This window comes from Roseicyclus sp. (assembly GCF_018402035.1).
Taxonomy (GTDB): Bacteria; Pseudomonadota; Alphaproteobacteria; order Rhodobacterales; family Rhodobacteraceae; genus Roseicyclus.
This window is the reverse complement of the sequence record NZ_JAGYJN010000009.1, coordinates 22,540-46,553: the sequence shown is the minus strand read 5'-3', so window position 1 is coordinate 46,553 and position 24,014 is coordinate 22,540. Positions and strand designations below refer to the sequence as shown.

The window sequence follows — 24,014 nt, the reverse complement described above, 5'->3', positions numbered from 1 at the left end:
TCTTTCGTACGAAAGATCGGCAGCGCGACTTCTGAAAAGGATCTGAGAGATGGGTTTCCTCGACATCGATAACGTCACCAAATCCTATGGCGCGGTCGAAGTGCTGCATAAGGTCGACATCGCGGTGCAAGAGGGCGAATTCCTCGTGCTGGTCGGCCCCTCGGGCTGTGGCAAGTCCACGCTGTTGAACATGATCGCAGGGCTTGAAGGGATTTCCTCGGGCGAGATCCGGATCAAGGATCGCGTGATGAACGGTGTGCATCCCTCGCGCCGCAATATCGCGATGGTGTTCCAGTCTTACGCGCTCTACCCCAATATGACCGTGGGCAAGAATATCACCTTTGGCCTTGAGATGCATGGCACCCCCAAGGACGAGCGTGAGCGCGCGATGAAACAGGTCGCGCAGCTTTTGCAGATCGAGCATCTGCTGGACCGCAAGCCCGGCCAGCTTTCGGGTGGCCAACGCCAGCGCGTCGCCATGGGCCGCGCGCTGGTGCGCAACCCCGATGTCTTCTTGTTTGACGAGCCGCTTTCGAACCTCGATGCCAAGCTGCGCGTCGACATGCGCATCGAGATCAAGAAGCTGCACCAGCGCCTTGGCACCACCATCGTCTATGTGACCCATGACCAGATCGAGGCGATGACGCTATCCACGCGCATCGCGGTGATGTTCGATGGCTATGTCCAGCAGCTTGGGACGCCTAAGGAAATCTATGACAGCCCCGCCAATCTTTTCGTGGCGACCTTTATGGGTAGCCCCGCGATGAATGTGCTGCCCACCCGTTTGATCGAATGCGATGGCGCGCTGCATGCGCTGATCACCGCTGCGGACGCGCAAGAGCATGCCTTGCGGATCGAAAATCCGCCGCCGGCTTACGCCGCCTATAAGGATGCGCAAGTGCTGTTGGGCATCCGCCCCGAGGCGATCACCGACCCCGAAGGGGCTGACCGTAATGCGCGCAATATCCAGCCCTTGACCAATCGCGTGACCGTGACCGAACCTGCGGGGGCCGATACATTTGTCACCATGACGATGTCGGGCAAGGATTGCATCGCGCGGATGCGTGCGGATGCCGATGTGCAGCCCGGGCGTAACTTTGATTTCGCGATCAATATGGACAAGGCGGTCTTGTTCGACCCCAAGACAGAGCAGCGTATCGCCTGACCCTGATATGCCCGCAGCGATATGCTTGCGGGCATGTTTTTATACTGGAATTGGAACGATCCAAAATATATGAATCGCGCGCGGGAGGATCGGGATGGACGACGCCGATATCATCATCGTCGGGTCTGGCATGGGGGGTGCGACGCTGGCTGCGGGCTTGGCGGCCTCGGGGTTGCGGATCTTGATCCTTGAGCGCGGCAAACGGCTTGCCGACAGCCCCGAGGCGCGCGATCCGGTGGCGATCTTTGGCAAGGGGCATTTCCGTCCGCAAGAGACATGGCTGACGCCCGAGGGTGTGCGCTTCAACCCCGGCAATTACGCCTATGTCGGCGGTAATTCGAAATTTTATGGCGCGGTGATGATGCGCTACCGCGAAAGCGACTTTGCCCCGATCCGCCACATGGGCGGCACCACCCAAGGCTGGCCATTTGATTATGGCACGCTTGCGCCATGGTATGACAAGGCCGAGGCCCTTTACCAACTGCGCGGCGCGCTGGGCCATGACCCGACAGAGCCGCCGCATGCTGCACCCTATCCTTTCCCGCCCATCCCGCATGAGCCCGCCATCGCCGATCTGGCGCGGCGGCTGCGGGCGGTCGGGCTGCATCCAGCGCCCTTGCCCTTGGCCGTTGATCTTGACCATTGGCTGGCGCGTGCGGCGACACCTTGGGACGCTTTCCCCGACACGACGGGCGGCAAGCTTGATGCCGAGACGGCGGCCTTGGCCCAAGCGTTGTGCTTTCCCAATGTCCGGCTGCAAACCGGCGTGACCGTGCACAGGCTGGAGTGTGAGGGCGCGCGTATCAGCGCGTTGCAAACCAGCATGGGCCGCTTCAGCGCGCCGCGTATCGTGCTGGCGGCGGGTGCGGTGATGACCGCGGCACTTCTTTTACGGTCGGCGAATGCGGATCATCCGCATGGGCTTGGCAATCGCTCTGATCAATTGGGGCGCAATTTCATGAACCACAACGCCTCGGCGCTTCTGGCGCTTTCGACGCGGCGCAACCGTTCGGTCTATCAAAAGACGCTTCAGATCAATGATTGGTATTTGACCGGTGGGCCGGGGGGCGAACCCTTGGGCAATATCCAGCTTTTGGGCCGCGTCTCGGCCCCGATCCTTGCGGCGCAAACGGGGCTGCTGGCGCCATTGGCGCGGCTCATCGCCCATCACGCCATCGATTTCTACGTTATGTCCGAAGACCTCCCCAACCCGGAAAGTCGCGTCACCCTGCGCGGCGATGACATCGTATTGGATTGGCGGCGCTCGAACTTGGCGGCGCATCAAGCCTTGGTGGCCAAGCTGTCATCAACGCTGCGCCGCGCGGGCTTTCCGCTGATCTTGTCGAAAGCCTTTGATCGGCGCACGCCCTCGCATCAATGCGGGACGGCACGCTTGGGCAAAGACCCGGCAACCAGCGTGACAGACCCCTATGGGCGATGCCATGATCACGCTAACCTATGGATCTGTGACGCATCGCTTTTACCGACCTCGGCGGCGGTGAACCCGTCGCTGACCATTGCGGCGCTGGCGCTCAGGCAAGCGGACCGTATCGCATCGGAGGCGGCATGACAGGCAAGGTGTTGATCACGGGCGGGCAACAAGGCATCGGCCTTGGCATCGCACAGACCCTTCATGGCGCAGGCTGGGATGTGGCGCTTGCCGCTGAATTGCCGCCCGATGCCGAAGCGGTACAGGCGGCTTTGGCCAGTTGCCCCGGCGCACGCTATTTTCAGCATGATCTGAGCGATCTCTCGTCGGTCGCGGCGCTTGTTGCAGCGGTGGGGCCGGTGACGACGCTTGTATCCAATGCCGGCGTGCCTGCGATGCAGCGCGGCGACCTTCTCGAGGTGACGGTAGAGAGTTTCGACCGTTGCATGGATGTGAACCTGCGCGGCGGGTTCTTTCTGGCGCAGGCGGTGGCGCTTGGGATGCTGGAACAACCACCCGAACCCTACCGGTCGATCATCTTCATCACCTCGGTCAGTGCGGCGATGGTCTCGCCCGACCGGGCGGAGTACTGCATCTCCAAAGCCGGGGCTGCGATGATGGCACAGGCCTTTGCCGCCCGGCTTGCGCCCGAGGGGATCGGCGTTTTCGATATCCGTCCCGGTATCATCGCCACACCGATGACCGCCCCCGTCGCCGACCGCTATGACAGTCGCATCGCCGATGGCTTGGTGCCCGCACGCCGCTGGGGCCAGCCCGCCGATATCGCGCAAACAATTCTGCCGCTCGTGCGGGGCGATTTCGCCTTTGCCACGGGTGCCGTCATTCCCGTCGATGGCGGGCTATCCATTCACCGGCTCTGAGGGGATCATGGCCCAAGGTTTCGACTATCTGATCATCGGCGGTGGCAGCGCCGGCTGCGTTTTGGCCGCGCGCCTGTCGGAAGACCCGGCCGTCAATGTCTGCTTGCTTGAGGCGGGCGGGGGCGATCGCAATCCACTTTACCACCTGCCCGCGGGATTTGCGAAAATGACCAAGGGGCTGGGATCATGGGGTTGGCAAACCGTGCCGCAGCGCCACATGCAGGGCAGGGTTTTCAACTATACCCAAGCCAAGGTGATCGGTGGCGGATCAAGCCTGAATGCGCAAATCTACACGCGTGGCAATGCGCAAGATTACGATGAATGGTGTCAGATGGGCTGCGACGGTTGGGGGTATGAGGATGTTCTGCCCTATTTCCGCAAGGCCGAGGATAACGACACTTACGACAACCGCTATCACGGCAAGGGCGGCCCCTTGGGCGTGTCGCAACCCGCAGCCCCCCTCCCGATCTGCGAGGCCTATTTCGAGGCTGCTGCCGCGCTTGGAATTCCGCGCAATCACGATGTGAATGGCGAACAGCAAGATGGCGTCGCCTATTACCAGCTGACCCAGCGCCATGCGCGCCGCTCCTCGGCGGCGATGGCCTATCTCGCGCCGAACTTGGCGCGCGCCAACCTGACCGTAAAGACCGGCGCGCAGGTCCGCCGGATCATGGTTGCGGCTGGCCGCGCCACGGGTGTCGAGCTGATGGATGGCACATGCCTGACCGCCACGACCGAGGTGATCTTGTCTTCGGGTGCGATTGGGTCGCCCCGGCTTTTGCAATTGTCGGGTATCGGCCCTGCAAATCTTCTACAAGAACTTGGCATCCCCGTGGTGCTCGATCAACCGCAGGTGGGCGAGAACCTACAAGACCATCTTGACCTTTACTGCATTAGCGAACTCAGCGGCCCCTATAGCTATGACCGCTACGCCAAACCGCACATGGCGGCCTTGGCCGGGCTGCAATACCTGTTTACCCGCAAGGGGCCGGTCGCCTCATCGCTGTTTGAAACGGGTGGCTTTTGGTATGCTGACCCTGATGCGCGTTCCCCCGATATCCAGTTTCATCTGGGCCTTGGCACCGGGATCGAGAAGGGGGTTGCCGCCATGCCGCAAGGGGGTGTGACGCTGAACTCCTGCTACTTGCGCCCGCGTTCGCGCGGTACCGTCAAGCTGGCGTCAAGCGATCCGACCCAAGCGCCCTTGATCGACCCCAATTATTTGCAAGATCCGCGCGACCGCGAAATGTCGATCCGTGGCCTGAAATTGACGCAAGCGATCATGGCGCAAGCCCCCTTGGCGAAATATGTGCTGGCCGAGCGTTTGCCGGGGCCTGACGTCAAGACGGATCAGGATTATTTCAATTTCATCTGCGCCCATTCCAAGACCTCGCATCACTGCGCTGGCACCTGTCGGATGGGCGTTGATCCGGGCGCGGTGGTTGATCCACGCCTACGCGTGAACGGGATCGCGGGGCTGCGCGTGGTGGATAATGCCATCATGCCAGTGGTGATTTCCTCCAACACCAATGCCGCGGCCATCATGATCGGCGAGAAAGCCGCCGATATGATCCGCGCGGATGCGAGGGGCTGAAGATGCTGCTGCCAAACAATGACGGAACGCTTGCGCCCTATCGCCTGACCGGCGATCCGCTAGTGGCGCGCGCGCCGCGTGTGCGCCTGACCCGCACCGCCTTTGCCGCCGCCCATGTGATCAGCGACCCTTTGGCCGCGCGCAACCCATGGGATAGCCGCCCCGCCGTGGATTGGGCGGCGACGCTGGCCTTTCGCCATGCGCTTTGGGATCAAGGTTTGGGGCTGGCCGAGGCGATGGATACCGCACAGCGCGGCATGGGCGTCGATTGGCGCACGGCGTTGGAGTTGATCCAACGCACGATGGTCGATGCCCGCGCCCATCCGATGCGTCCGCGTGTCGCTTGCGGCGCTGGCACCGATCACCTTGCGCTTGATGCGCTGACCACCACAGATGCGATCATCGCCGCCTACCGCACCCAGATGGAAGCCATCGAGGCGGCGGGGGGCCAAATCATCTTGATGGCGACCCGCGCGCTCCCCGCGATCAAGGCCGGACCCGAGGATTATGCCCGCGTCTATGAGATTCTTATAGAAGAATCTGCGCAGCCTGTAATCCTGCATTGGCTGGGCGATATGTTCGATCCGGCGCTGACCGGCTATTGGGGTGCCAGCGATATCGCAAGCGCCAATCAGGTGGTGCTTGATTTGATCCGTCGTCATTCGGCCAAGATTGATGGCATCAAGATCAGCCTGCTTGACCAAGCCCATGAAGAGGCGTTTCGTGCCCAGCTCCCCCCCGGTGTCCGGCTTTATACCGGGGATGATTTCAACTATGCCGCGCTGATCGCCGGTGACGGGCTGCATCACTCGCATGCGCTTTTGGGCATTTTCGCCGCCATCGCGCCTGCCGCATCGCAAGCGCTTGAGGCATTGGCGATGGGCGATCTTGTCACTTATCATGCGCTTTTGGCCCCGACCGTTCCACTCAGCCGCGAGATTTTCAAACCGCCTACGCGCTACTACAAGGCAGGCATCGCTTTTCTCAGCTGGCTCAACGGCATGCAAAGCCATTTCATCATGCCCGGCGGGCTGCAATCCTCGCGCGAGATTGCCCATTATGGGCAGGTCTATCGCCTTGCCGATCAGGCCCGCCTTCTGGTCCGGCCCGATTTGGCTGAGGAACGGATGCGCAGCCTTCTGGCGTTGCATGGCATCGACGGCTAACAAGGGGGCATGAAACGCCGCCCGACCATTTTGGATGTCGCAGCCCAAGCGGGCGTGTCGAAATCCACCGTCTCGCTCGTGTTGCAGGGCTCGCCACAGGTCAAGCCCGGCACGCGTGCGGCCGTGCAAACGGCCATGGCCGAGATCGGCTATGTTTATAACCGCGCGGCGGCCAATCTGCGTTCGGCCTCGGTTGGGCTGGTGGGGTTGGTGATCAATGATCTGCGCAACCCGTTCTTCACCGAATTTGCCACCACATTGCAAATGACGCTGGCCTCGCATGGCTATGCCACGGTGATCGCAAACGCCGACGAAGACCCCGCGCTTCAGGCAAAGCTTGTGGCCTCGATGATCGAACATGGGGTGGCCGCCTTGGTCATCTCGCCGGTTTATGGCGAGGGCAGCGAGACCTTCGATCAATTGGCGCGCAGCGGCTTGCCGGTGTGTCAGGTGTTGCGCAAGGCTGACGAGCGGACCGAACTTTTCCCCTTTGCCAGTTTCGATTATGCGGCGGGCAGTGTCGCGGCCACGCGCCACTTGATCGATCAAGGCGCGCGCAACATCGCCTTTGTCGGTGGTCTGCCCGGTCGGGCCATCACGCGCGAGCGGAAATCAGGCTGGCGCGAGGTGCTGCGCGAGGCAGGCCTCGCCGAGGTGGCGCTACATGGAAAATCCACGCGCGGTTTCGGTCTGCAAGCCGCCGATCAACTGATCGCCGAGCATCCGCAGGTCGATGCCGCGATCTGTTTCAACGACCTTGTCGCGCTGGGCCTGATGGCGGGTTTTGCCCGGGCAGGGCGACCCGTGGGGCAGGGGTTCCGCGTCGTGGGTTTCGACGATATCGAAGAGGCCGCGCAAAGCTGGCCGCCGCTTTCCTCGGTTTCATGTGACATCGCGCAATTCGCCCAAGACACCGCCGCGCGGCTTTTGGCATGGATGGTCGACCAAGATCGCCCCGCGCCTGAACTACCCAGCGCCGTGCGCTTGGTCGCGCGTGCCTCTAGCCTTGGGAATGAGACATGAACCCCGATCTGTTGTTGCGCGCGCTCTTTGATCGCGCCGTGGCCGTTGCCGACCCGATGCAAAGCTTGGCCAAAGCCTTGCCGCCCAAACCACCGGGCCGGGTGCTGGTGATCGGTGCGGGCAAGGCCAGCGCGCGCATGGCCGAAGCGGTCGAGGCAGCTTGGGGCCCCTGCGAAGGTTTGGTGATCACGCGCTATGGCTATGGCCGCCCCTGTCAGGGGATCGAGATTGTCGAGGCATCGCATCCCGTGCCCGATCAAGCCGGTGTCACCGCGACGCGGCGCATGCTTGATCTGGTGGGCGGGTGCGGCGCGGATGACTTCATTCTTGCGCTGATCTCGGGCGGTGGCTCGGCTCTGCTTTGCGCACCTGCGGCTGGTATTTCGCTGGATGAAAAACAGGCTTTGACCGGGGCGCTTTTGGCCTCGGGTGCGCCGATTGGCGAGATCAACGGCATCCGCAAGGAAATCTCGGCGGTCAAGGGTGGGCGGCTGGCCGCGGCCGCATATCCGGCGCGGATGCTGGCGCTGATGATCTCGGATGTGCCGGGTGATGATCCGGGCGATATCGCCTCTGGCCCGACGGTCGGCCATGATGGCAGTGCGGCACGCGCGCTGTCGGCCCTGGCGCGTTGGGGCGTGACACCGCCCGCTGCGATCAAGGCTTATCTTGCGGCGGGGGGTGACCCGCTGCGCCCCGATGATCCGCGCCTGTCGCGTGTCGAGAATGTAATCTATGCTGCGCCCGCCCAATCGCTAGAGGCTGCCGCCGCACTGGCCCGCGCGCATGGCTTTGCTGTCGATATCCTTGGCGATGCGATCGAGGGTGAGGCGCGCGATGTCGCGGGACAACACGCCAAGCTGGCACTGGCCGCCAAGGGGCCGCGCGTCATCTTGTCGGGGGGAGAGTTGACCGTGACGCGCCGTGGCGACGGCATCGGCGGGCCGAATGCTGAATATGCGCTCGCCCTTGCATTGGCGCTGAATGGTGCGGCGGGCATCCATGCGATTGCCTGCGATACCGACGGCGTTGATGGCGCGGCCGAGGTCGCGGGTGCCGTGATCGGCCCCGACACGCTGGCACTGGCGAGATCCGCAGGCGTTAACCCCCAAGACGCCTTGGCGCGCAATGATGCGCATCGCTTTTTCGGAGCGATCGACCGACAGGTGGTGCCGGGGCCGACGCTGACCAATGTGAATGATTTTCGGGCCATTTTGATCGAAGGGTAAGGTGATGCTGCATCATATCGTCTTGATGGAACCCGCAAACGCGCAAGGCTTGGATCAGATCAAGGCCGCCATGCCGATCCTTGCCACCGTCTGCGACCAGCTCGCCGGTGCCACGGGCTTTGCCCATGGTCCCAACCTTGATTTCGAGGGGAAATCGGCCCGCTTCACCTATGGCTTTAGCGTCAGTTTTACCGACCGCGCGGCCCATCTGGCCTATGAGGCCCATCCCGACCATATCCGCGCAGGTGCTATGTTGGTTGCCGCCTGCGCCGGTGGCCATGCGGGAATTTTCGTGGCTGACCTTGCCATCTGATCTGATCGCTGCTGCGCCGTGATGGTGGGTGATCTGCGCCTAGCGCTGCAAAAGCGCCAGCACCTCGGCGCGGCTGGGCATCGCGGCCGCCGTGCCCATCCGCGTCACCGAAATCGCCGCAACAGCGGTCGCGAAATCGAGGGCGGCGTTCAGTTCCAACCCCTGCGCCAAGGCGCAGGCAAATCCGCCGTTGAAGGCATCGCCCGCCCCGGTCGTGTCGCGCACTGGCCCCGCATGAATGGGTGGCACATGGCGCACACCCGTCTGATCGCAGAACAGCGCGCCATTGGCCCCGAGCGTGATGATCGCGCCCTGCCGCACGCCTTGTGCCAAAAGCGCCTTTGCCGCCGCCGTGGCGCTTTCGGTATCGGTCACGGCAATTCCAGTCAGCGCTTCTGCCTCGGTCTCATTGGGGGTCACGAAATCGCATAGCCCCAGCAGATCGGCAGGCAGCGCCGCCGCCGGTGCGGGGTTCAGGATCGTGATCGCCCCACCGGCCCGTGCCATGCGGCAAAACGCATGGGCCACTTCGACAGGCTGTTCCAACTGTGTCATCGCCACCTTGGCCCCCCCGATGATCGCCGCATGGGGGGCAAGATCGGCCAAGGTGATGGCACCGGCCGCGCCCGGGCTGATCAAGATCGCATTTCGCCCGCTGCCCTCTTCGATGAAAATCCCGGCCGCACCTGTCGGATGATCGGGGTCTTGCGTGACCAAGGGGTGAACACCTGCCGCCGCCCAAACCTGCAATCCCATTTGTCCGAATGGGTCCTTGCCGATGCGCGATATGAACCCCACATCGCCGCCTGCCTTTGCTGCGGCCACCGCTTGGTTCGACCCTTTGCCGCCCGGCCCGAGTGTAAAGCCCGTGGCGATCTTGGTCTCGCCCAAGACGGGCAAGCGATCGCAGCGAAAGGCGGCATCGGCGACGAAAACGCCCAAGATGACGATATCATGCGGCAAGGCTTCTCTCCTGCATGGTCCAGTTTGATCCTAGCGGCCCTTGCCTGCGCACGCCAGACGCGGAAGATGGCAGCGGGGGCCGACGCAAGAGGTTTGGATGAATATCGCCCATTGGCTAGAACGGACCGCCCGTGTCGCGGGTGCGCGCCCCGCCTTGATGCATGGCGACGATCTGTTGGCTGACTACGCGTTGTTTCACGCGCGCGCCGCCGCCCTTGCAACCGCCTTGATCGATCGCGGGCTGGCCAAGGGCGACCGGGTCGCGCTGTGTTCGGCCAATACGCCCGATTACCTTGTCGCGATGTTCGGCGTCTGGATTGCGGGTGCCGCCATCGTGCCGATCAATGCCAAGCTTCATCCAAAAGAGGTCGCCTTTATCCTGCAAGATAGTGGCGCGCGCCATGTCTTTGCCAGCAAGGCGCATCTCCCCGATCTGGCCGATGATACCGCGTTGCCGGTCACAGCGCTCGATGGGCCCGATTTCACCACGATGACCAGCGGCCCACCTGCCCCCATCGTGGCGCGCAAGCTCGATGATCTGGCATGGCTTTTCTACACCTCCGGCACCACGGGGCGACCCAAGGGGGTGCAGATCACCCATGGCATGCTTGCCGCCGCTTCGCTGTGCTACCCGGTCGATGTCGATCCGGTCAGCCAAGACGACGCCGCGCTTTACGCCGCCCCGATGAGCCATGGCGCGGGGCTTTACGCCGCCATCCATGTGCGCATCGGCGCGCGCCATATCGTGCCGCGCTCGGGCGGGTTCGACCCCGATGAAATCCTCGCCCTCTCGGCTGCGCATGGCCCCACATCCATGTTCATGGCACCCACCATGCTGCGCCGCCTGACCGATGCGGCCAAGGTGCGCGGCGCGCGCGGGCAGGGGATCAAGACCATCGTCTATGGTGGCGGCCCGATGTATCGCGCCGATATCGAAGAGGCGGTCAATTGGTTCGGCCCCCGCTTTGTCCAGATTTATGGTCAAGGTGAATGCCCCATGGCGATCACCGCCCTGTCGCGCGCCGATATCGCCGATCGCAGCCACGCGCGCTGGCAACAGCGCCTCGCCTCGGTCGGGCGCGCCCAAAGTGCTGTGACGCTTGCCATCGTCGATGAGACGGGCCAACCCCTTCCCCCCGGCCAAACCGGCGAGATCATGGTGCGCGGCACCCCCGTCATGCCCGGCTATTGGAACAACCCCGACGCCAGCGCCGCCACCTTGCATGATGGCTGGCTGAAAACCGGCGATCTGGGCCATGTTGATGACGACGGCTACCTGACCTTGGTCGACCGCTCCAAGGATGTGATCATCTCGGGCGGCACCAATATCTATCCGCGCGAGATCGAAGAGGTGTTGCTGACCCACCCGTCAATCCACGCCGTGGCGGTCGTGGGTCGCCCCTCGCCCGAATGGGGCGAAGAGGTGGTGGCCTTTATCGTGCCTGCCCCCGGCGCGGCACCCGATCCCGCGATACTCGATGCGCATCTGTTGACCGAACTTGCCCGGTTCAAACGCCCCAAGGCCTATATCCAGATCGCCGATCTGCCGCGCAACAATTATGGCAAGGTGCTCAAGACCACCCTCCGCGACCGCTTGCGCGCAGATTTGCGCTGACGCGCCCAGCCCATCTTTGCTTCACAAATACTCCGGGGGGAGGCCGAAGGCCGGGGGGCAGCGCCCCCCATGCGACCAAGCCGCCCAAGACATTGCCCGATGCATGCAAACCACATCACCATCATTCCACCGCTGCCGCCTTGTTCCAATGCAAAGGGCACTCTACATCGCATCATATGAAACGTTTCATCCCGTTTATCACCCAAGCCCCGACCGTGTCGGTGATCCGCCTTTCGGGCGTGATCGTGGCCTCTGCCCGTGGCGGTGGGTTAAGCGATCAGGCACTTGCCCCCGCGATTGAGCGGGCATTCACCAAGGGCAAACCCGCCGCTGTGGCCTTGGTGCTGAATTCCCCCGGTGGGAGCCCGGCGCAATCCTCGCTGATCGCTGCACGCATCCGCCGCCTCGCCGATGAGAAAAAGATCCCCGTTCACGCCTTTGTCGAAGATGTCGCTGCATCGGGTGGCTATTGGCTGGCTTGCGCGGCCGATGACATCTGGGTCGATGCAAGCTCGATCCTTGGCTCCATCGGCGTCATCTCGGCCGGTTTCGGCTTCAGCGATGCCATCGCGCGCATCGGGGTCGAGCGGCGCTTGCACACCGCCGGGCGCGACAAATCCCTGCTCGACCCGTTCAAACCCGAAAACCCCGAGGATGTGGCCCGTCTGCGCGCGATCCAAGACCAGATCCACGAGAGTTTCATCGCCCATGTCAAGGCGCGCCGCGGCGACCGCCTCAATGCCGCGGAAGAGCTGTTCACAGGCCGTTTCTGGGCGGGTGCGCGCGCTGTCGAACTGGGCCTTGCCGATGGTGTCGCCCATATGATGCCCAAGCTTACCGCGCTTTACGGCGACAAGGTGCGCTTGCGCCACTATGGGCCGAAACGTGGCCTGTTCCAGCGGTTCGGTGCTAGCCTTGGTGCGGGAGTCTTGGCCGGGGTCGAAGACCGCAGCCATTGGGCGCGGTTCGGTCTAACGTGATGCTCAAGATCGTCAGCCTGTTTTTGATCTTCATGGTGGTGCTGGCCATGTTTGGCCGCCTCCGCCTTCCGGGGATCGGGCGCAAGGGCGGGGGCAAGGCGCATCTGCCCAAGCCGCGGCTTTGCCCTGATTGCGGGCGCTACAATCTGCGCGGTGGCCCCTGCCGCCATTGTCGTAACGACCTAGGTTAATCATTTGCCTTTAGATGTCCTTTATGCCGGCCTTGGCCTGATCATTTTGCTGCTTGCGGGCGATGCGCTGGTCAAAGGGGCGGTCAATCTCAGCCTGCGCCTTGGCATTCCTGCGCTGATCGTCAGCGTGACGGTGGTGGCCTTTGGTACCTCTGCGCCGGAATTGCTGATTTCGATCAAGGCAGTGCTTGATGGTGTGCCGGGTCTGGCCTTGGGCAATGTCGTGGGCGCGAACACGGCCAATATCTTGCTGATCCTTGGCCTGCCTGCGCTGATCTTTGGCCTAGGCGTCGGGAGCGATACACGGCGCAGCTATGTTTTCATGTTCATCGGCACGCTCATGTTCATCGGCTTGGGCTTGGCTGGCCCCTATGTTTGGTGGCATGGGCTGATCCTTTTGGCGGGGTTGGGCCTGATCTTGGTGGATGCGGCGCGCAGCGCGCAGGCCCATCGCCGCGCCACGGCCGATGCGCTGGCCGCGCAGGATGACCAAGACAGCTTGGAAGTGGCCGACCCCGATATGCCGATCTGGCAGATCGTGCTTTTCCTGCTCTTGGGCCTGATCGGCCTGCCCTTTGGTGCGGACCTCTTCGTCGATGGCGCGGTCGCCATCGCGCGTGATGTGGGGATCAGCGAAACCGTCATCGGCCTCAGCTTCGTGGCGATCGGTACGACATTGCCGGAACTGGCCACGACCGTCATGGCCGCGCTGCGCCGCCATGCCGATGTGGCCATCGGCAATGTTATCGGCTCGAACATGTTCAACCTGATGGGCATCATCGGTGTGGCAGCACTGGTGGGGCCGATTCCGGTCGACCCAGTGATCTTGCGGTTCGACCTTTGGGTTATGCTTGCCGCGACGCTGGCACTGGCCCCGTTCGTGTTCTTGCGCTGGCCGATGGGCCGGGCGGTTGGCGCTGTGTTCACCGCGCTCTATCTTGCCTATCTGGTAAGCATTTTCGCATGAGGCAGATCAGATGACCGCATTGGTAACAGGTGCAGCGCTGCGGCTTGGCCGGGCAATGGCGTTGGAACTGGCGCGCGCCGGCCATGATGTCGCGATCCATTATGCCGGCAGCGCCGACGCGGCCGAGGATACGGCCAAGGAGGTGCGCGGCTTCGGTGTGCGTGCCGTGACGCTGCAAGCCGATCTTACCGTCGAAGATGACATGCAGACCCTTTTGCCGCGCGCGGCACAGGCTTTCGGCGCGCCGATTACCGTGCTGATCAACAATGCTTCGATTTTCGAGTATGATAATCTGGCCAGCGCCACGCGGGCCAGTTGGGACCGGCATCTTGAATCCAACCTGCGCGCGCCCTTCGTGCTGACGCAGGCCTTGGCCGCGCAAATCCCCGCTCCCATCGCGGATGAGAATGGTGAGCCGCTGGCGCAGGGGCTCGTCGTCAATATGATCGACCAGCGCGTGCATAAGCTGACGCCGGAATTCATGTCCTACACCATCGCCAAGATGGGCCTTTGGGCATTGACGCGCACCGCTGCCCAAGCTTTGGCCCCGCGTGTCCGCGTCAATGCCATCGGTCCCGGCCCGACCCTACAGGGCGCAAGACAAAGTGCCGCGCATTTCGCCCGTCAGCGTGCCGCCACCATCCTCAACCGTGGTGCCGACGAAAAAGGCATCTGTGATGCGCTGCGCTATTTGCTTGATGCACGTGCCGTGACGGGCCAATTGATCTGTGTCGATGGCGGCCAACATCTCGGATGGGAAACCCCAGACGTCATCGGAGTGGAATAGCATCACCTTTCGATACGGATAGGTAGTTTTCCACCGCGATCGTTTATGTGAAGCTTTTGTTAAACTTGCGTAACAGCGCGTTAATCTCGCACAATATGAAAAAATAAATCACTTAAAAACAGCATCTTACGGATAAGCCTAAATTTTAGGCAAATCGTAGAACCTATGCAAAACCAAGGAAAATTTCCGCTCGCTCTGGTTTTCTCCGCAGTCTTATCCACAGCTTGAGTGGACAGCTCAGCCCTTGATCCCCCCTCGGTTCCGTTGCAGCCATCACGGGAATCGCGAAAGCTCTCGTCACCATGACACAGCCACCTGACACCACCCCCGCGACCGGCCATGAGGTGATCCACGCCTATCTGCGCACGCTCGACAATTCGCCGGGTGTTTACCGCATGCTCGATACCCAAAGCCGGGTGCTTTACGTCGGCAAGGCGCGCGCGCTGAAAAAACGTGTCGCGAACTACGCCAAGCCCATGGGCCATTCCCCGCGCATTGCGCGGATGATCCGTGAAACCGCCACGATGATGTTTTTGACCACGCGCACCGAGACCGAGGCGCTGCTTTTGGAACAAAACCTCATCAAACAGCTCAAGCCGCGTTACAACGTGCTGTTGCGCGATGATAAATCCTTTCCCAATATCCTTGTCACCCGCGACCATGCCTTTCCGCAGATCATGAAACATCGCGGTGCCAAAACGGCCAAAGGCGATTATTTCGGCCCCTTCGCCAGCGCGGGTGCGGTCAACCGCACGCTGAACCAGCTTCAGCGTGTGTTTCTTTTGCGCAATTGCACCGACGCGACCTTTGAAAGCCGCACCCGTCCTTGCCTGCTCTACCAGATCAAGCGCTGCTCGGCCCCTTGCACGGGCCAGATCAGTGCGGCCGATTACGCGGCTTCGGTCAATGATGCGATGCGCTTTCTCAAGGGCGACTCGACCGAATTGCAGGTGCAATTGGCCACCCAGATGACGCAAGCCGCCGAGGCGATGGAGTTTGAGCGCGCCGCCGCGCTACGTGACCGCATCCGCGCGCTGACCAATGTGCAATCGGCCCAAGGCATCAACCCGCGCGGCGTGCGCGAGGCCGATGTCATCGCGCTCCATATGGAGGGGGGGCAGGCCTGTGTGCAGGTGTTCTTCATCCGCGCCAATCAAAATTGGGGCAACAAGGATTACTATCCGCGCATCGGCCCCGATATCGAACCGCCCGAGGTGCTCGAGGCGTTCTTGGGCCAATTCTACGATCAAAAAGACCCGCCGCCACAGCTGATCCTCAGCCATATGATCGACAATGCCGATCTGATGATCGACGCGCTCAGCCAAAAGCTGGGTCGCAAGGTCGAGATTTTGGTCCCCCAACGCGGCGAAAAGGCCGAGCTGATCGATGGCGCGCTGCGCAACGCCCGCGAAAGCCTTGCCCGCCGCATGGCCGAGGGGCAGGCGCAAACCAAGCTGCTGGAAGGGTTGGCCGATGCCTTCACGCTGGAGGCACCGCCGCAGCGGGTAGAGGTTTACGACAACTCCCATATCCAAGGCACCGATGCCGTGGGTGCGATGATCGTCGCAGGCCCCGATGGCTTTCTCAAATCGCAATACCGCAAGTTCAACATTCGCGGCACCGATCTGACGCCCGGCGATGATTTTGGCATGATGAAAGAGGTGCTGACCCGTCGCTTTCAGCGCCTTCTCAAGGAAGATCCCGACCGCGAAAGCGCGTCTTGGCCCGATCTGTTGCTCATCGATGGCGGGGCCGGACAGGTCTCGGCGGTCAAACAGATCATGGATGATCTCGGTATCGACGATATCCCCTTCATCGGCGTGGCCAAGGGGATCGACCGCGATCAGGGCAAAGAGGAATTCCATCGCCCCGGCCACCGCCCAACCGCGCTTCAGCGCAATGATCCGGTGCTTTATTTCATCCAACGCCTGCGTGACGAGGCGCATCGCTTCGCCATCGGCGCGCATCGCGCCAAGCGGGCCAAGGCTGTCAGCGCCACGCCGCTTGACGATATCACAGGGGTCGGTGCGGCGCGCAAACGGGCGCTTTTGGCCCATTTCGGCTCGGCCAAGGCGGTGGCGCGGGCTGATCTTGCCGATCTGCGGGCCGTGGACGGCGTGAACGAGGCTTTGGCGCAAAAGATCTACGATCATTTCCACGAGCGCGGCTAACGCCCCCCTTCCGCCGGGGCTACATTCGCGCTACCCATCCCTTATGCGCTGGACCTTGCCAAATATCTTGACCGTCGCCCGCATGATCGCGGCCCCCATGGTGGCGCTGGTCTTCTTGATCTTGCCCCGCCCCTTCGCGGATTGGGCGGCCATGACGATCTTTTTGCTCGCCTCGCTCACCGATTATGTCGATGGCTACCTTGCGCGCGCATGGAACCAAATCAGCCGTTTTGGCGCCATGCTCGACCCGATCGCGGACAAGGCCGTGGTCGTCATCGCGCTTGCCGTGATCCTTGGCATCCATGGCATCACCGCTTGGACCTTGATCCCGGTCGTGGCGATCTTGCTGCGCGAGGTGTTCGTCTCTGGCCTGCGCGAATTTCTGGGCCATCAGGCTGGCACGCTCAAGGTCACGCCCTTGGCCAAGTGGAAAACGATGGTTCAGATGGTGGCCATTACCATGCTGTTTGCTTGGGGCCTGTTCGATCATTACTTCGTGATGCAGACCTTGGGCATGAATGCCGAGATTGTCTCGGGCATCTTGAACGGTGCGATCCGCGATGATGTCGGGCTGAACTGGAAATTCAGCGGCCTGATGCTCTCATCTTACGGCGGTCTGGTCCTGTTGTGGTCCGCCGCCGCCCTGACATTGCTCACCGGGCTTGATTACTTCCGCAAGGCGATGCCCTATCTGACGGAGCGCTGATGACACTCGAAATCCGCTATTTCGCTTGGCTGCGCGAACGCGTTGGCACGAACGCCGAGACGGTCGAGACCGAGGCTGCGACCATCGCCGATTTGATCGCCGAACTCGCCGCGCGCGACGAGGGTTATGCGCTGGCCTTTTCCGATCCGGGCGCGATCCGCGCGGCCATCGACCATGCATTGGTCGAGATGGACGCCCCGCTTGCCGGCGCGCGCGAGGTCGCGTTCTTCCCGCCGATGACCGGGGGCTGAGCATGGCGCCCCCCCCCATTCGCGTGCAATCCGCCCCCTTCGACATGGGGGCCGAGCTCAACGCCTTTGCTGAAACGGTGCCCGGTGCCGGTGCGATCGTCAGCTTTTCGGGCATCACCCGCGATCTGGCCACGGGCGATCTGCAGGCGATGGAAATCGAACATTATCCCGGCATGACCGAAACGGCCCTTGCCGCGATCCGGGCCGAGGCGCTTGACCGTTTCCAGCTCATCGATGCGATGATCTTGCACCGCTACGGCCCACTTGCGCCCAGCGACCCCATCATGATGGTCGCAACCGCTGCGCGCCACCGCGCCGATGCTTTCGCGGGGGCGGCCTTCTTGATGGATTACCTGAAATCGCGCGCGCCCTTTTGGAAGAAAGAGATTACCACAGCGGGTGCCGCATGGGTCGCTGCGCGCGCCGAAGACGAAGACGCCTTGGCTTCATGGTCGATACCTGACCATGCAACTCAATCCTAAGGTCTTCTTCGTTTCAAAAATATCCCGGGGGGGCCCGGAACGGGCGGGGGCAGAGCCCCCATACCAAGCCTTGCTGCTCGGCGCTGCCGGTCAATCCTGCCCCTGATTGCTGCGCTCGATATAAAGCCGCAACTCCTCGGTCTCTTGGCGAGCCTCGCGCAGCCCGTCCATCGTCGCGCGCAATTCTGCCTCGGTCTGGCTTAACTGGCCCGTCAGTTCCGCTTCGCGCTGCTGCAGATAGGCGATGGCTTGATCGCGGGTTTCTTCCGCATCATGCAGCGCCTTGGCCATGGCGTCCATCTCGTTGAGATCAGCGCGCGACACGCGGCTGAACCGCGACAACAACATGTGCGCCACCCATCCAAGGATAAAGGCGACAAACAAGATGGCCGCGATGGCGATGACGAATTCAAGACGGTTCAACTTTGCTCACTCCTGCTCGGGGGGCGGCGCGGCCGCATCTGGCGTGCGATCAGGTCGCGGTCGGGGGTTGCCGATGGGCGCGCTTCGCGGATCATCGACCTGCGCATCTGCAAGTGCGGCGTCATCGCTGGCCTCGCTCAACAACCTGAAGGTGATGCGCCGATTTTGCTCGCGCCCTTCCTCGGTGTCGTTGGGCGCAATCGGTTGGCTTTCACCATAGCCCTGCGAAACAAGATTCGAGACCAGCACATTGCGTGCCAAGAGCCCATTGAGCACCGCATCGGCGCGCGATTGGCTGAGGTTGAGGTTCATCTCCTCGCGGCCTTGGCTATCGGTATGGCCTGCAATTTCCATCCTGACATGGCGGCAATCGGGCAGCACCGTTGCGATCTGATCAAGGATTGCCGCAGCACTCTCGTTGATCTCGACCGAGCCGGGATCAAAGGTGATTTTTGCATCGGCTTGGATCGCGTCAATCCGTGCGACACATTCCTCGGGGCTGGGCAGCGCGGCCATCGGATCAAGCGCCTCAAGATAGCTGACCCGCAGCTCAAACGCCGCGCCTTGCCCCAAAGCATCAGCCAAGGAGCGAGACAGCTCTGATTCCATCGCCGCATCGCCGGTGCGCCCGCGCAGGATCAGCATCTCCGGCTCAAGCGTCATCGTGCCTTCGTTCAGCCGTGACAGCGCCTCCAGCCCGATCATCGCGCGCACCGCCCAGCCTGTGGGTAGGTCGCCGACCTCGCGCATGGCGATATCGGCGCGTTCCGCCCCGAAAAGCGCGCGTGCATAGGTCGCGACCGAACGCCCGACCGGGCCGTCGGGCACGCGCCCGCGCAGCCGCATCTGGCCTTCATCATCCAGCGTTGCGATGAGCCGCGCTGGGCCTTCGGGGTTTGCAGCGTTGGTGCTGTCTTGGCTCAAGGCCCCTTGCAGCGAAAACAGCGCTGGCAGGGCGTTGTCCAGTTCACCCAAGACTTTATCAAAATCATCTTGGCTGGTGCCTGCGGCTGCGATCAAGGTCACATCGGTATCGGAAAGGGCGACCGTGCCGCGGCCCAAATCGGCCAAAGCGGCGATTGCGGCCACGACGGCATCACCCCACTGCGCTGATGGTGCGCCAAGCCCGACCTGACAAAAGGGCGTGGCCTGTGCGCCTGCTGCCACGGCAGCAGCTTGGATGCGGCGTTGCGCGACCTCGCTATCGGCAACGCAGGTCTCAAGCCGCGCCTGACCCTCCTCGGTGATCGAAAACCGCAACTGAAAGGGCGTGAACACCGGGCGTGGTGCCGAGATATCGAGATAGACGGTGACGCCGTCGGGCTGGTTCTGACCAAGCATGCGCATGAATTCGCCCTGTTGCGCGATGCTTTCGGCGATGGCCTGCACCTCGACCCGGTCGGCATAGATGGTGATCTTGGATCGCGGCAGGCGGCGCAGCGCCTCCAGCCCATAGCTCAGCGCTGCCTCCCATGCGGGTGGCACAGCGAAATCAGCGGTCTCGATCAGATTGTCGACTGACCCATCTTGGGCAAGTTCGGTGATCGTCGTGTTGATCGCATCGACACCGGTTGCAGCCGGAACAAGGCCGATCACTTGGATCCCGTCGCTGGCGCGCAGGATATCGAGCGAAAAGCGCGGTGGCCGCAGGTCATCGCGCCGGGCGATCTCGATTCGGTTGATAATGCGGTCGGCATCAACCTGTGTGGCGGCGCGCTGGCTGGCGCGAAATGCCGCCGCTTCGTTCGGTGCGGTGCCATCCAAGAACAGTTGCAGCCCATCAGCGCTGACACTGGCCCATGTGATGCCGGTATCGGTCAATGCCGTGCTGACCGCATCGACCGAGCGCCGCTCCATCCACAAGGCGAGCAGGCCAGCCGTCACGATGCACAAGCCCAGCCCAAGGCCAAAGGCGCAGATGCGAAGAAGCAGGGGGGACCGGATCATGGGATGCTTTGGCAACTTTCGCGCGGTGATATTTAAGCGGCCTACAGCCTCGCGGGGCCGGGTTCAATCAAAGCAAGGCCGCGACGGCGAAAAACAGCGCAGGGATGAGCCCTGTATCGCGGTTGGCGCGAAACAGCCTGAGGCAGGTCGCGGGATCATCGATATCCAACTGTTGCAATTGCCACAGCATGTGCCAGCCCATGCCCCAGACCCCCGCCACAGCCAAAACAAGCGCAAGGATCGACGCATCGGCCAAGGCGATGAGCACCGCCAGACCCAGCAAGCACACCGTCGCGATGAGAAAGACGCGCAGCCAAGCAAGCGTATTCTGTGCAAACAGCCGCGCGGTCGATTTCACCCCGATCAGCGCATCATCCTCGCGGTCTTGATGGGCATAGATCGTGTCGTAAAACAGGGTCCAGCTAATCCCGCCCAGATAAAGCAAGACGGCAGGCCAGCCCAGTTGCCCCGTCTGCGCGGTCCAAAGAAGCAAAGCGCCCCAGTTAAAGGCCAGGCCCAGAAACACCTGTGGCCACCATGTGAAGCGCTTGGCGAAAGGATAGATCACCACCGTCGCAAGCGAGGCGATGCCCAAGACAATCGCGGGCAGGTTGAAGGTCAACAAGATCGCAAAGGCAACCAGCGCTTGGGCCACCAGCCAGGCCAGTGCTTGTTTCACGCTGACCTGCCCCGATGGAATGGGCCGTGACCTTGTGCGCGCCACCGCCGCATCGATATCGCGGTCGGTGATGTCGTTCCATGTGCAGCCCGCACCGCGCATCAAGAATGCGCCCATGGCCGCGCCTGCGAAAAGCCACAGCTCGCCCGCGCCAATCCCGGTTCCCTCGGACGCCGCCGCCAAGAACAGCGCCCACCAGCAGGGCAAGAGCAACAGCCATGTCCCGATCGGCCGATCAGCGCGGCTAAGGCGCAGATAGGGGCGCGTGGCGGGCGGGGCCAAACGGTCCACCCAATTGCCGCGCACGGCGTCGGCAACTTGGCCCTCTGGCCTTTCGCGGGCCTCGCTCATATTCTTTGCCCCATGTCGAACCGTCCCAAGATACGCCTCTATGTAGACCACGCTTTGCAGGCGGGGCAAACGGTCGACCTGTCGCGGGAGCAGGCCAATTACCTGTTCAACGTCATGCGGCTGGGCCAAGGGGCCGAGGTGGCGCTTTTCAATGGCCGCGACGGCGAATGGCGCGCCCTTGTCGCCGAGGCAGGCAAGCGCGGCGGCAGCCTTGTTTGCGAAAGCCAAACGGCACCCTTGATGCTGCCACCTGACCTGTGGCTGTTGTTTGCGCCGATCAAGAAAGCACGCACCGATTTCATCGTCGAGAAGGCGACCGAGATGGGGGCCGCGCGCATCATGCCGGTGCAGACCGATTTCACCAATGCCGAACGCATCCGTCAAGACAGGCTACAAGCCCATGCCGTTGAGGCCGCCGAGCAATGCGGCGGTACCTTTGTGCCAGAGGTCAGCGATTTGCAGCGTCTTGATCGGGTCTTGTCGGACTGGCCCTCAGGGCGGAGCCTGATCTTTGCCGATGAAACCGCTATGGGCCGCTCCACGCTCCTTCCGGAGCTTGTCGCGCCGGATGCCTCCGGCGGCGGCTGGGCTATCCTGATCGGCCCAGAGGGCGGTTTTTCGACAGCCGAGCGCGAGCGCTTGCGCGCCTTGCCCTTTGTCACGCCGATCGCCCTTGGCCCCCGCATTCTGCGCGCCGATACCGCCGCCGTGGCTGCCTTGACGCTGTTTCAGACACGCTTGGGGGATTGGCGGTGAGCGGATTTCTCCGCCCCGAGGTGGCGCTTCTTTTGCGCCGCTGGTCCGAGGTGATCGCCGCCTGTGGCGTGCTGGCCCTTGGGCTGTGGATCGCGGCGCGACCCGGCCCGGTGGTGCAGGGATTTGGCTATGTGCTGGCCGCATTCGCCGGGCTTGCGCTGATCCCGGCGGTGCGGCGGGCGCGTTTTGTCACCGCAGGCGATGGGCCGGGGATCGTGCAGGTGGTCGAGGGGCGTATATTGTACATGGGGCCTGTCACGGGTGGGGCGGTCTCGCTTGCCGAATTGACCGCGCTGACACTCAGGCGCGATCATGCGGGCGCAGCGGTTTGGGTGCTGCATGAGGCGGGGCAGGTGCTTGAGGTGCCAGTGGATGCCAAAGGGGCCGATGCGCTGTTTGATGCCTTCACGACCCTGCCGGGTCTTGGCGGCCAACGCCTCTTGGTGGCGCGCAACGGATCGGCCTTGGGCGAAACGCGGCTATGGTGGCGGGCGGACGTTCCGGCCTTGACACAGTAGCCCCATCGGGCCACCTCTCGCCGTAACCAGAGCCCCGAACGTGGAAGCAAGAACCGATGTCCATCCCCCAGTCCGGCGGCGGCCCGATCGAACATCATGACCAATTGGCCGAATATCTCGCATCGGGATGCAAGCCCAAGGATGATTTGCGGATCGGCACCGAACACGAGAAATTCGGCTATTGCCGCGATACGCTGGCGCCTTTGCCTTATGAGGGCGCACGCTCGATCAAGGCAGTGCTCGAGGGGTTGCAGGCCAAGTTTGGCTGGACCCCCGTGTTCGAGGGCGGCAACATCATCGGGCTGACCAAGGATGGTGCCAATGTCAGCCTTGAGCCCGGCGGCCAGTTGGAGCTTTCGGGCGCACCGCTTGAGACGATCCACCAGACCTGCGACGAGGTGAACGAGCATCTGCGCGAAGTGCGCGAGGTGGCCGATAAGCTGGGCGTGGAATTCATCGGTTTGGGGGCGGCCCCCATCTGGCGGCACGAAGATATGCCCTTGATGCCCAAGGGGCGCTACAAGCTGATGGATGGCTATATGCAAACCGTCGGCACCATGGGCACCACCATGATGCGCCGCACCTGCACGGTGCAGGTGAACCTCGATTTCGGCTCTGAGGCCGATATGGTGCAGAAAATGCGCGTGGCGCTGGCGCTGCAGCCTGTTGCCACGGCCCTTTTCGCCAATTCGCCCTTCCTTGACGGCAAGCCTAATGGCCACAAATCATGGCGCGCGCGCGTCTGGCGCGATCTTGATCCCGCGCGCACCGGCATGCTGCCCTTCGTGTTCGAGGATGGGTTCGGCTTTGAGGCTTGGGTGCAATATGTCCTCGATGTGCCGATGTATTTCGTCTACCGCGACGGCAAATATATCAATGCGCTGGGCCAGTCGTTCCGCGATTTCCTTAAGGGGCAACTGCCCGCGCTGCCCGGCGAGATGCCGACGCTGAGCGATTGGGCCGATCACCTGACCACGGTGTTTCCCGAAGCGCGCGTCAAGAAATACATCGAGATGCGCGGTGCCGATGGTGGCCCATGGCGGCGGCTATGCGCGCTGCCTGCGTTCTGGGTGGGGCTGATGTATGATCAATCCGCCCTCGATGCCGCGTGGGATCTGGTCAAGGGCTGGGATGCCGAAACGCGCGATGCGCTGCGCGTCGCGGCCTCGGTCGATGGGCTACAGGCCGTGGTGGGCAAGATCTCCATGCATGATCTGGCGCGCGAGGTTGTCGCAATCTCGGAGGCCGGGCTGAAAGCGCGCGCCTGCCCCGGTGCGGGCGGTCTGATCACTGATGAGACGCATTTCCTGAACGCGCTGAAAGAAAGCACCGAGACAGGCCGCGTGCCTGCCGATGAATTGCTTGATCATTACCACGGCGATTGGGCGGGCGATCTGACCAAGATCTACAGCGCCTATCGGTATTGA

24 protein-coding genes are annotated in these 24,014 nt (G+C 62.6%); 20 read left to right on the top strand and 4 right to left on the bottom strand.

Annotated elements, in window-relative coordinates; translation table 11 throughout:
- Positions 1 to 49: 49 nt before the first annotated feature.
- From KG698_RS12680 to KG698_RS12645, 8 genes are all read left to right on the top strand, one after another.
- On the top strand, positions 50 to 1,165 hold the full coding sequence (locus KG698_RS12680) for an ABC transporter ATP-binding protein (protein ID WP_213685954.1): 1,116 nt from the start codon (positions 50 to 52) through the stop codon (positions 1,163 to 1,165).
- 94 nt (positions 1,166 to 1,259) lie between these two features.
- On the top strand, positions 1,260 to 2,735 hold the full coding sequence (locus KG698_RS12675; RefSeq protein WP_213685953.1) for a GMC family oxidoreductase: 1,476 nt from the start codon (positions 1,260 to 1,262) through the stop codon (positions 2,733 to 2,735).
- Positions 2,732 to 3,475 (top strand): 3-ketoacyl-ACP reductase, encoded by a 744-nt coding sequence (locus KG698_RS12670; RefSeq protein WP_213685952.1) that lies wholly within the window; start codon positions 2,732 to 2,734, stop codon positions 3,473 to 3,475. Before KG698_RS12675 ends, KG698_RS12670 begins: the two co-directional genes overlap by 4 nt.
- Positions 3,447 to 5,069 (top strand): GMC family oxidoreductase, encoded by a 1,623-nt coding sequence (locus KG698_RS12665; protein ID WP_300983905.1) that lies wholly within the window; start codon positions 3,447 to 3,449, stop codon positions 5,067 to 5,069. The genes KG698_RS12670 and KG698_RS12665 overlap by 29 nt, the downstream gene beginning before the upstream one ends.
- A gap of 2 nt (positions 5,070 to 5,071) precedes the next feature.
- Entirely contained in the window at positions 5,072 to 6,235 is a 1,164-nt protein-coding gene (locus tag KG698_RS12660) for a dihydrodipicolinate synthase family protein (RefSeq protein ID WP_213685951.1), read from the top strand.
- Between the two features lie 9 nt (positions 6,236 to 6,244).
- The gene (locus tag KG698_RS12655) at positions 6,245 to 7,258 is read left to right on the top strand and encodes a LacI family DNA-binding transcriptional regulator (RefSeq protein ID WP_213685950.1); all 1,014 of its coding nucleotides are present in this window, start codon (positions 6,245 to 6,247) and stop codon (positions 7,256 to 7,258) included.
- Positions 7,255 to 8,487, top strand: coding sequence for a glycerate kinase (locus KG698_RS12650; protein WP_213685949.1), 1,233 nt, complete (start codon positions 7,255 to 7,257; stop codon positions 8,485 to 8,487). The genes KG698_RS12655 and KG698_RS12650 overlap by 4 nt, the downstream gene beginning before the upstream one ends.
- A 4-nt stretch (positions 8,488 to 8,491) precedes the next feature.
- The gene (locus KG698_RS12645) at positions 8,492 to 8,800 is read left to right on the top strand and encodes a Dabb family protein (protein WP_213685948.1); all 309 of its coding nucleotides are present in this window, start codon (positions 8,492 to 8,494) and stop codon (positions 8,798 to 8,800) included.
- 39 nt (positions 8,801 to 8,839) lie between these two features.
- On the opposite strand, the gene KG698_RS12640 is transcribed toward KG698_RS12645, so the two are convergent.
- Positions 8,840 to 9,763 (bottom strand): ribokinase, encoded by a 924-nt coding sequence (locus KG698_RS12640; protein ID WP_213685947.1) that lies wholly within the window; start codon positions 9,761 to 9,763, stop codon positions 8,840 to 8,842.
- Between the two features lie 97 nt (positions 9,764 to 9,860).
- On the opposite strand from KG698_RS12640, the gene KG698_RS12635 reads away from it, so the two are divergent.
- The 9 genes from KG698_RS12635 (at position 9,861) to KG698_RS12595 (ending at position 17,913) form a co-directional block, all read left to right on the top strand.
- The gene (locus KG698_RS12635) at positions 9,861 to 11,378 is read left to right on the top strand and encodes a class I adenylate-forming enzyme family protein (RefSeq protein WP_213685946.1); all 1,518 of its coding nucleotides are present in this window, start codon (positions 9,861 to 9,863) and stop codon (positions 11,376 to 11,378) included.
- Between the two features lie 176 nt (positions 11,379 to 11,554).
- Positions 11,555 to 12,358, top strand: a complete 804-nt coding sequence (locus KG698_RS12630; protein ID WP_213685945.1) for a S49 family peptidase — start codon at positions 11,555 to 11,557, stop codon at positions 12,356 to 12,358.
- Positions 12,358 to 12,549 (top strand): hypothetical protein, encoded by a 192-nt coding sequence (locus KG698_RS12625; protein ID WP_213685944.1) that lies wholly within the window; start codon positions 12,358 to 12,360, stop codon positions 12,547 to 12,549. Before KG698_RS12630 ends, KG698_RS12625 begins: the two co-directional genes overlap by 1 nt.
- Positions 12,550 to 12,553: 4 nt before the next feature.
- Complete coding sequence (locus tag KG698_RS12620) at positions 12,554 to 13,516, top strand: calcium/sodium antiporter (RefSeq protein ID WP_213685943.1); 963 nt, start codon at positions 12,554 to 12,556, stop codon at positions 13,514 to 13,516.
- A 10-nt stretch (positions 13,517 to 13,526) separates the two neighbouring features.
- Entirely contained in the window at positions 13,527 to 14,303 is a 777-nt protein-coding gene (locus tag KG698_RS12615) for an SDR family oxidoreductase (protein ID WP_213685942.1), read from the top strand.
- A gap of 302 nt (positions 14,304 to 14,605) precedes the next feature.
- On the top strand, positions 14,606 to 16,474 hold the full coding sequence (gene uvrC, locus KG698_RS12610) for an excinuclease ABC subunit UvrC (RefSeq protein ID WP_213685941.1): 1,869 nt from the start codon (positions 14,606 to 14,608) through the stop codon (positions 16,472 to 16,474).
- A 43-nt stretch (positions 16,475 to 16,517) separates the two neighbouring features.
- Complete coding sequence (pgsA, locus tag KG698_RS12605; RefSeq protein WP_213685940.1) at positions 16,518 to 17,180, top strand: CDP-diacylglycerol--glycerol-3-phosphate 3-phosphatidyltransferase; 663 nt, start codon at positions 16,518 to 16,520, stop codon at positions 17,178 to 17,180.
- Positions 17,180 to 17,431, top strand: coding sequence for a molybdopterin converting factor subunit 1 (moaD, locus tag KG698_RS12600; RefSeq protein ID WP_213685939.1), 252 nt, complete (start codon positions 17,180 to 17,182; stop codon positions 17,429 to 17,431). The genes pgsA and moaD overlap by 1 nt, the downstream gene beginning before the upstream one ends.
- A gap of 2 nt (positions 17,432 to 17,433) precedes the next feature.
- Positions 17,434 to 17,913 (top strand): molybdenum cofactor biosynthesis protein MoaE, encoded by a 480-nt coding sequence (locus tag KG698_RS12595; RefSeq protein ID WP_213685938.1) that lies wholly within the window; start codon positions 17,434 to 17,436, stop codon positions 17,911 to 17,913.
- Positions 17,914 to 18,003: 90 nt separating this feature from the next.
- Here the strand turns inward: KG698_RS12595 and KG698_RS12590 are convergent, their stop codons facing one another.
- From KG698_RS12590 to ubiA, 3 genes are all read right to left on the bottom strand, one after another.
- A complete protein-coding gene (locus KG698_RS12590; RefSeq protein ID WP_213685937.1) occupies positions 18,004 to 18,336 on the bottom strand; it encodes a hypothetical protein in 333 nt (110 codons plus the stop codon).
- A 6-nt stretch (positions 18,337 to 18,342) separates the two neighbouring features.
- Positions 18,343 to 20,283: an OmpA family protein gene (locus KG698_RS12585; protein WP_213685936.1), complete on the bottom strand. Its 1,941-nt coding sequence runs from the start codon at positions 20,281 to 20,283 to the stop codon at positions 18,343 to 18,345.
- A 67-nt stretch (positions 20,284 to 20,350) separates the two neighbouring features.
- Positions 20,351 to 21,313 carry a 4-hydroxybenzoate octaprenyltransferase gene (ubiA, locus tag KG698_RS12580; RefSeq protein WP_213685935.1) on the bottom strand — a complete coding sequence of 321 codons (963 nt, stop codon included), beginning with the start codon at positions 21,311 to 21,313 and terminating at the stop codon, positions 20,351 to 20,353.
- Between the two features lie 12 nt (positions 21,314 to 21,325).
- Here ubiA and KG698_RS12575 point away from each other — a divergent pair, with 12 nt between their 5' ends.
- Genes KG698_RS12575 through KG698_RS12565 form a run of 3 tightly spaced genes read left to right on the top strand, consistent with a single transcriptional unit; the run spans position 21,326 to position 24,014 of the window.
- Positions 21,326 to 22,069, top strand: a complete 744-nt coding sequence (locus KG698_RS12575) for a 16S rRNA (uracil(1498)-N(3))-methyltransferase (RefSeq protein WP_213685934.1) — start codon at positions 21,326 to 21,328, stop codon at positions 22,067 to 22,069.
- Positions 22,066 to 22,587 (top strand): hypothetical protein, encoded by a 522-nt coding sequence (locus KG698_RS12570; RefSeq protein WP_213685933.1) that lies wholly within the window; start codon positions 22,066 to 22,068, stop codon positions 22,585 to 22,587. Before KG698_RS12575 ends, KG698_RS12570 begins: the two co-directional genes overlap by 4 nt.
- A gap of 56 nt (positions 22,588 to 22,643) precedes the next feature.
- The gene (locus tag KG698_RS12565; protein ID WP_213685932.1) at positions 22,644 to 24,014 is read left to right on the top strand and encodes a glutamate--cysteine ligase; all 1,371 of its coding nucleotides are present in this window, start codon (positions 22,644 to 22,646) and stop codon (positions 24,012 to 24,014) included.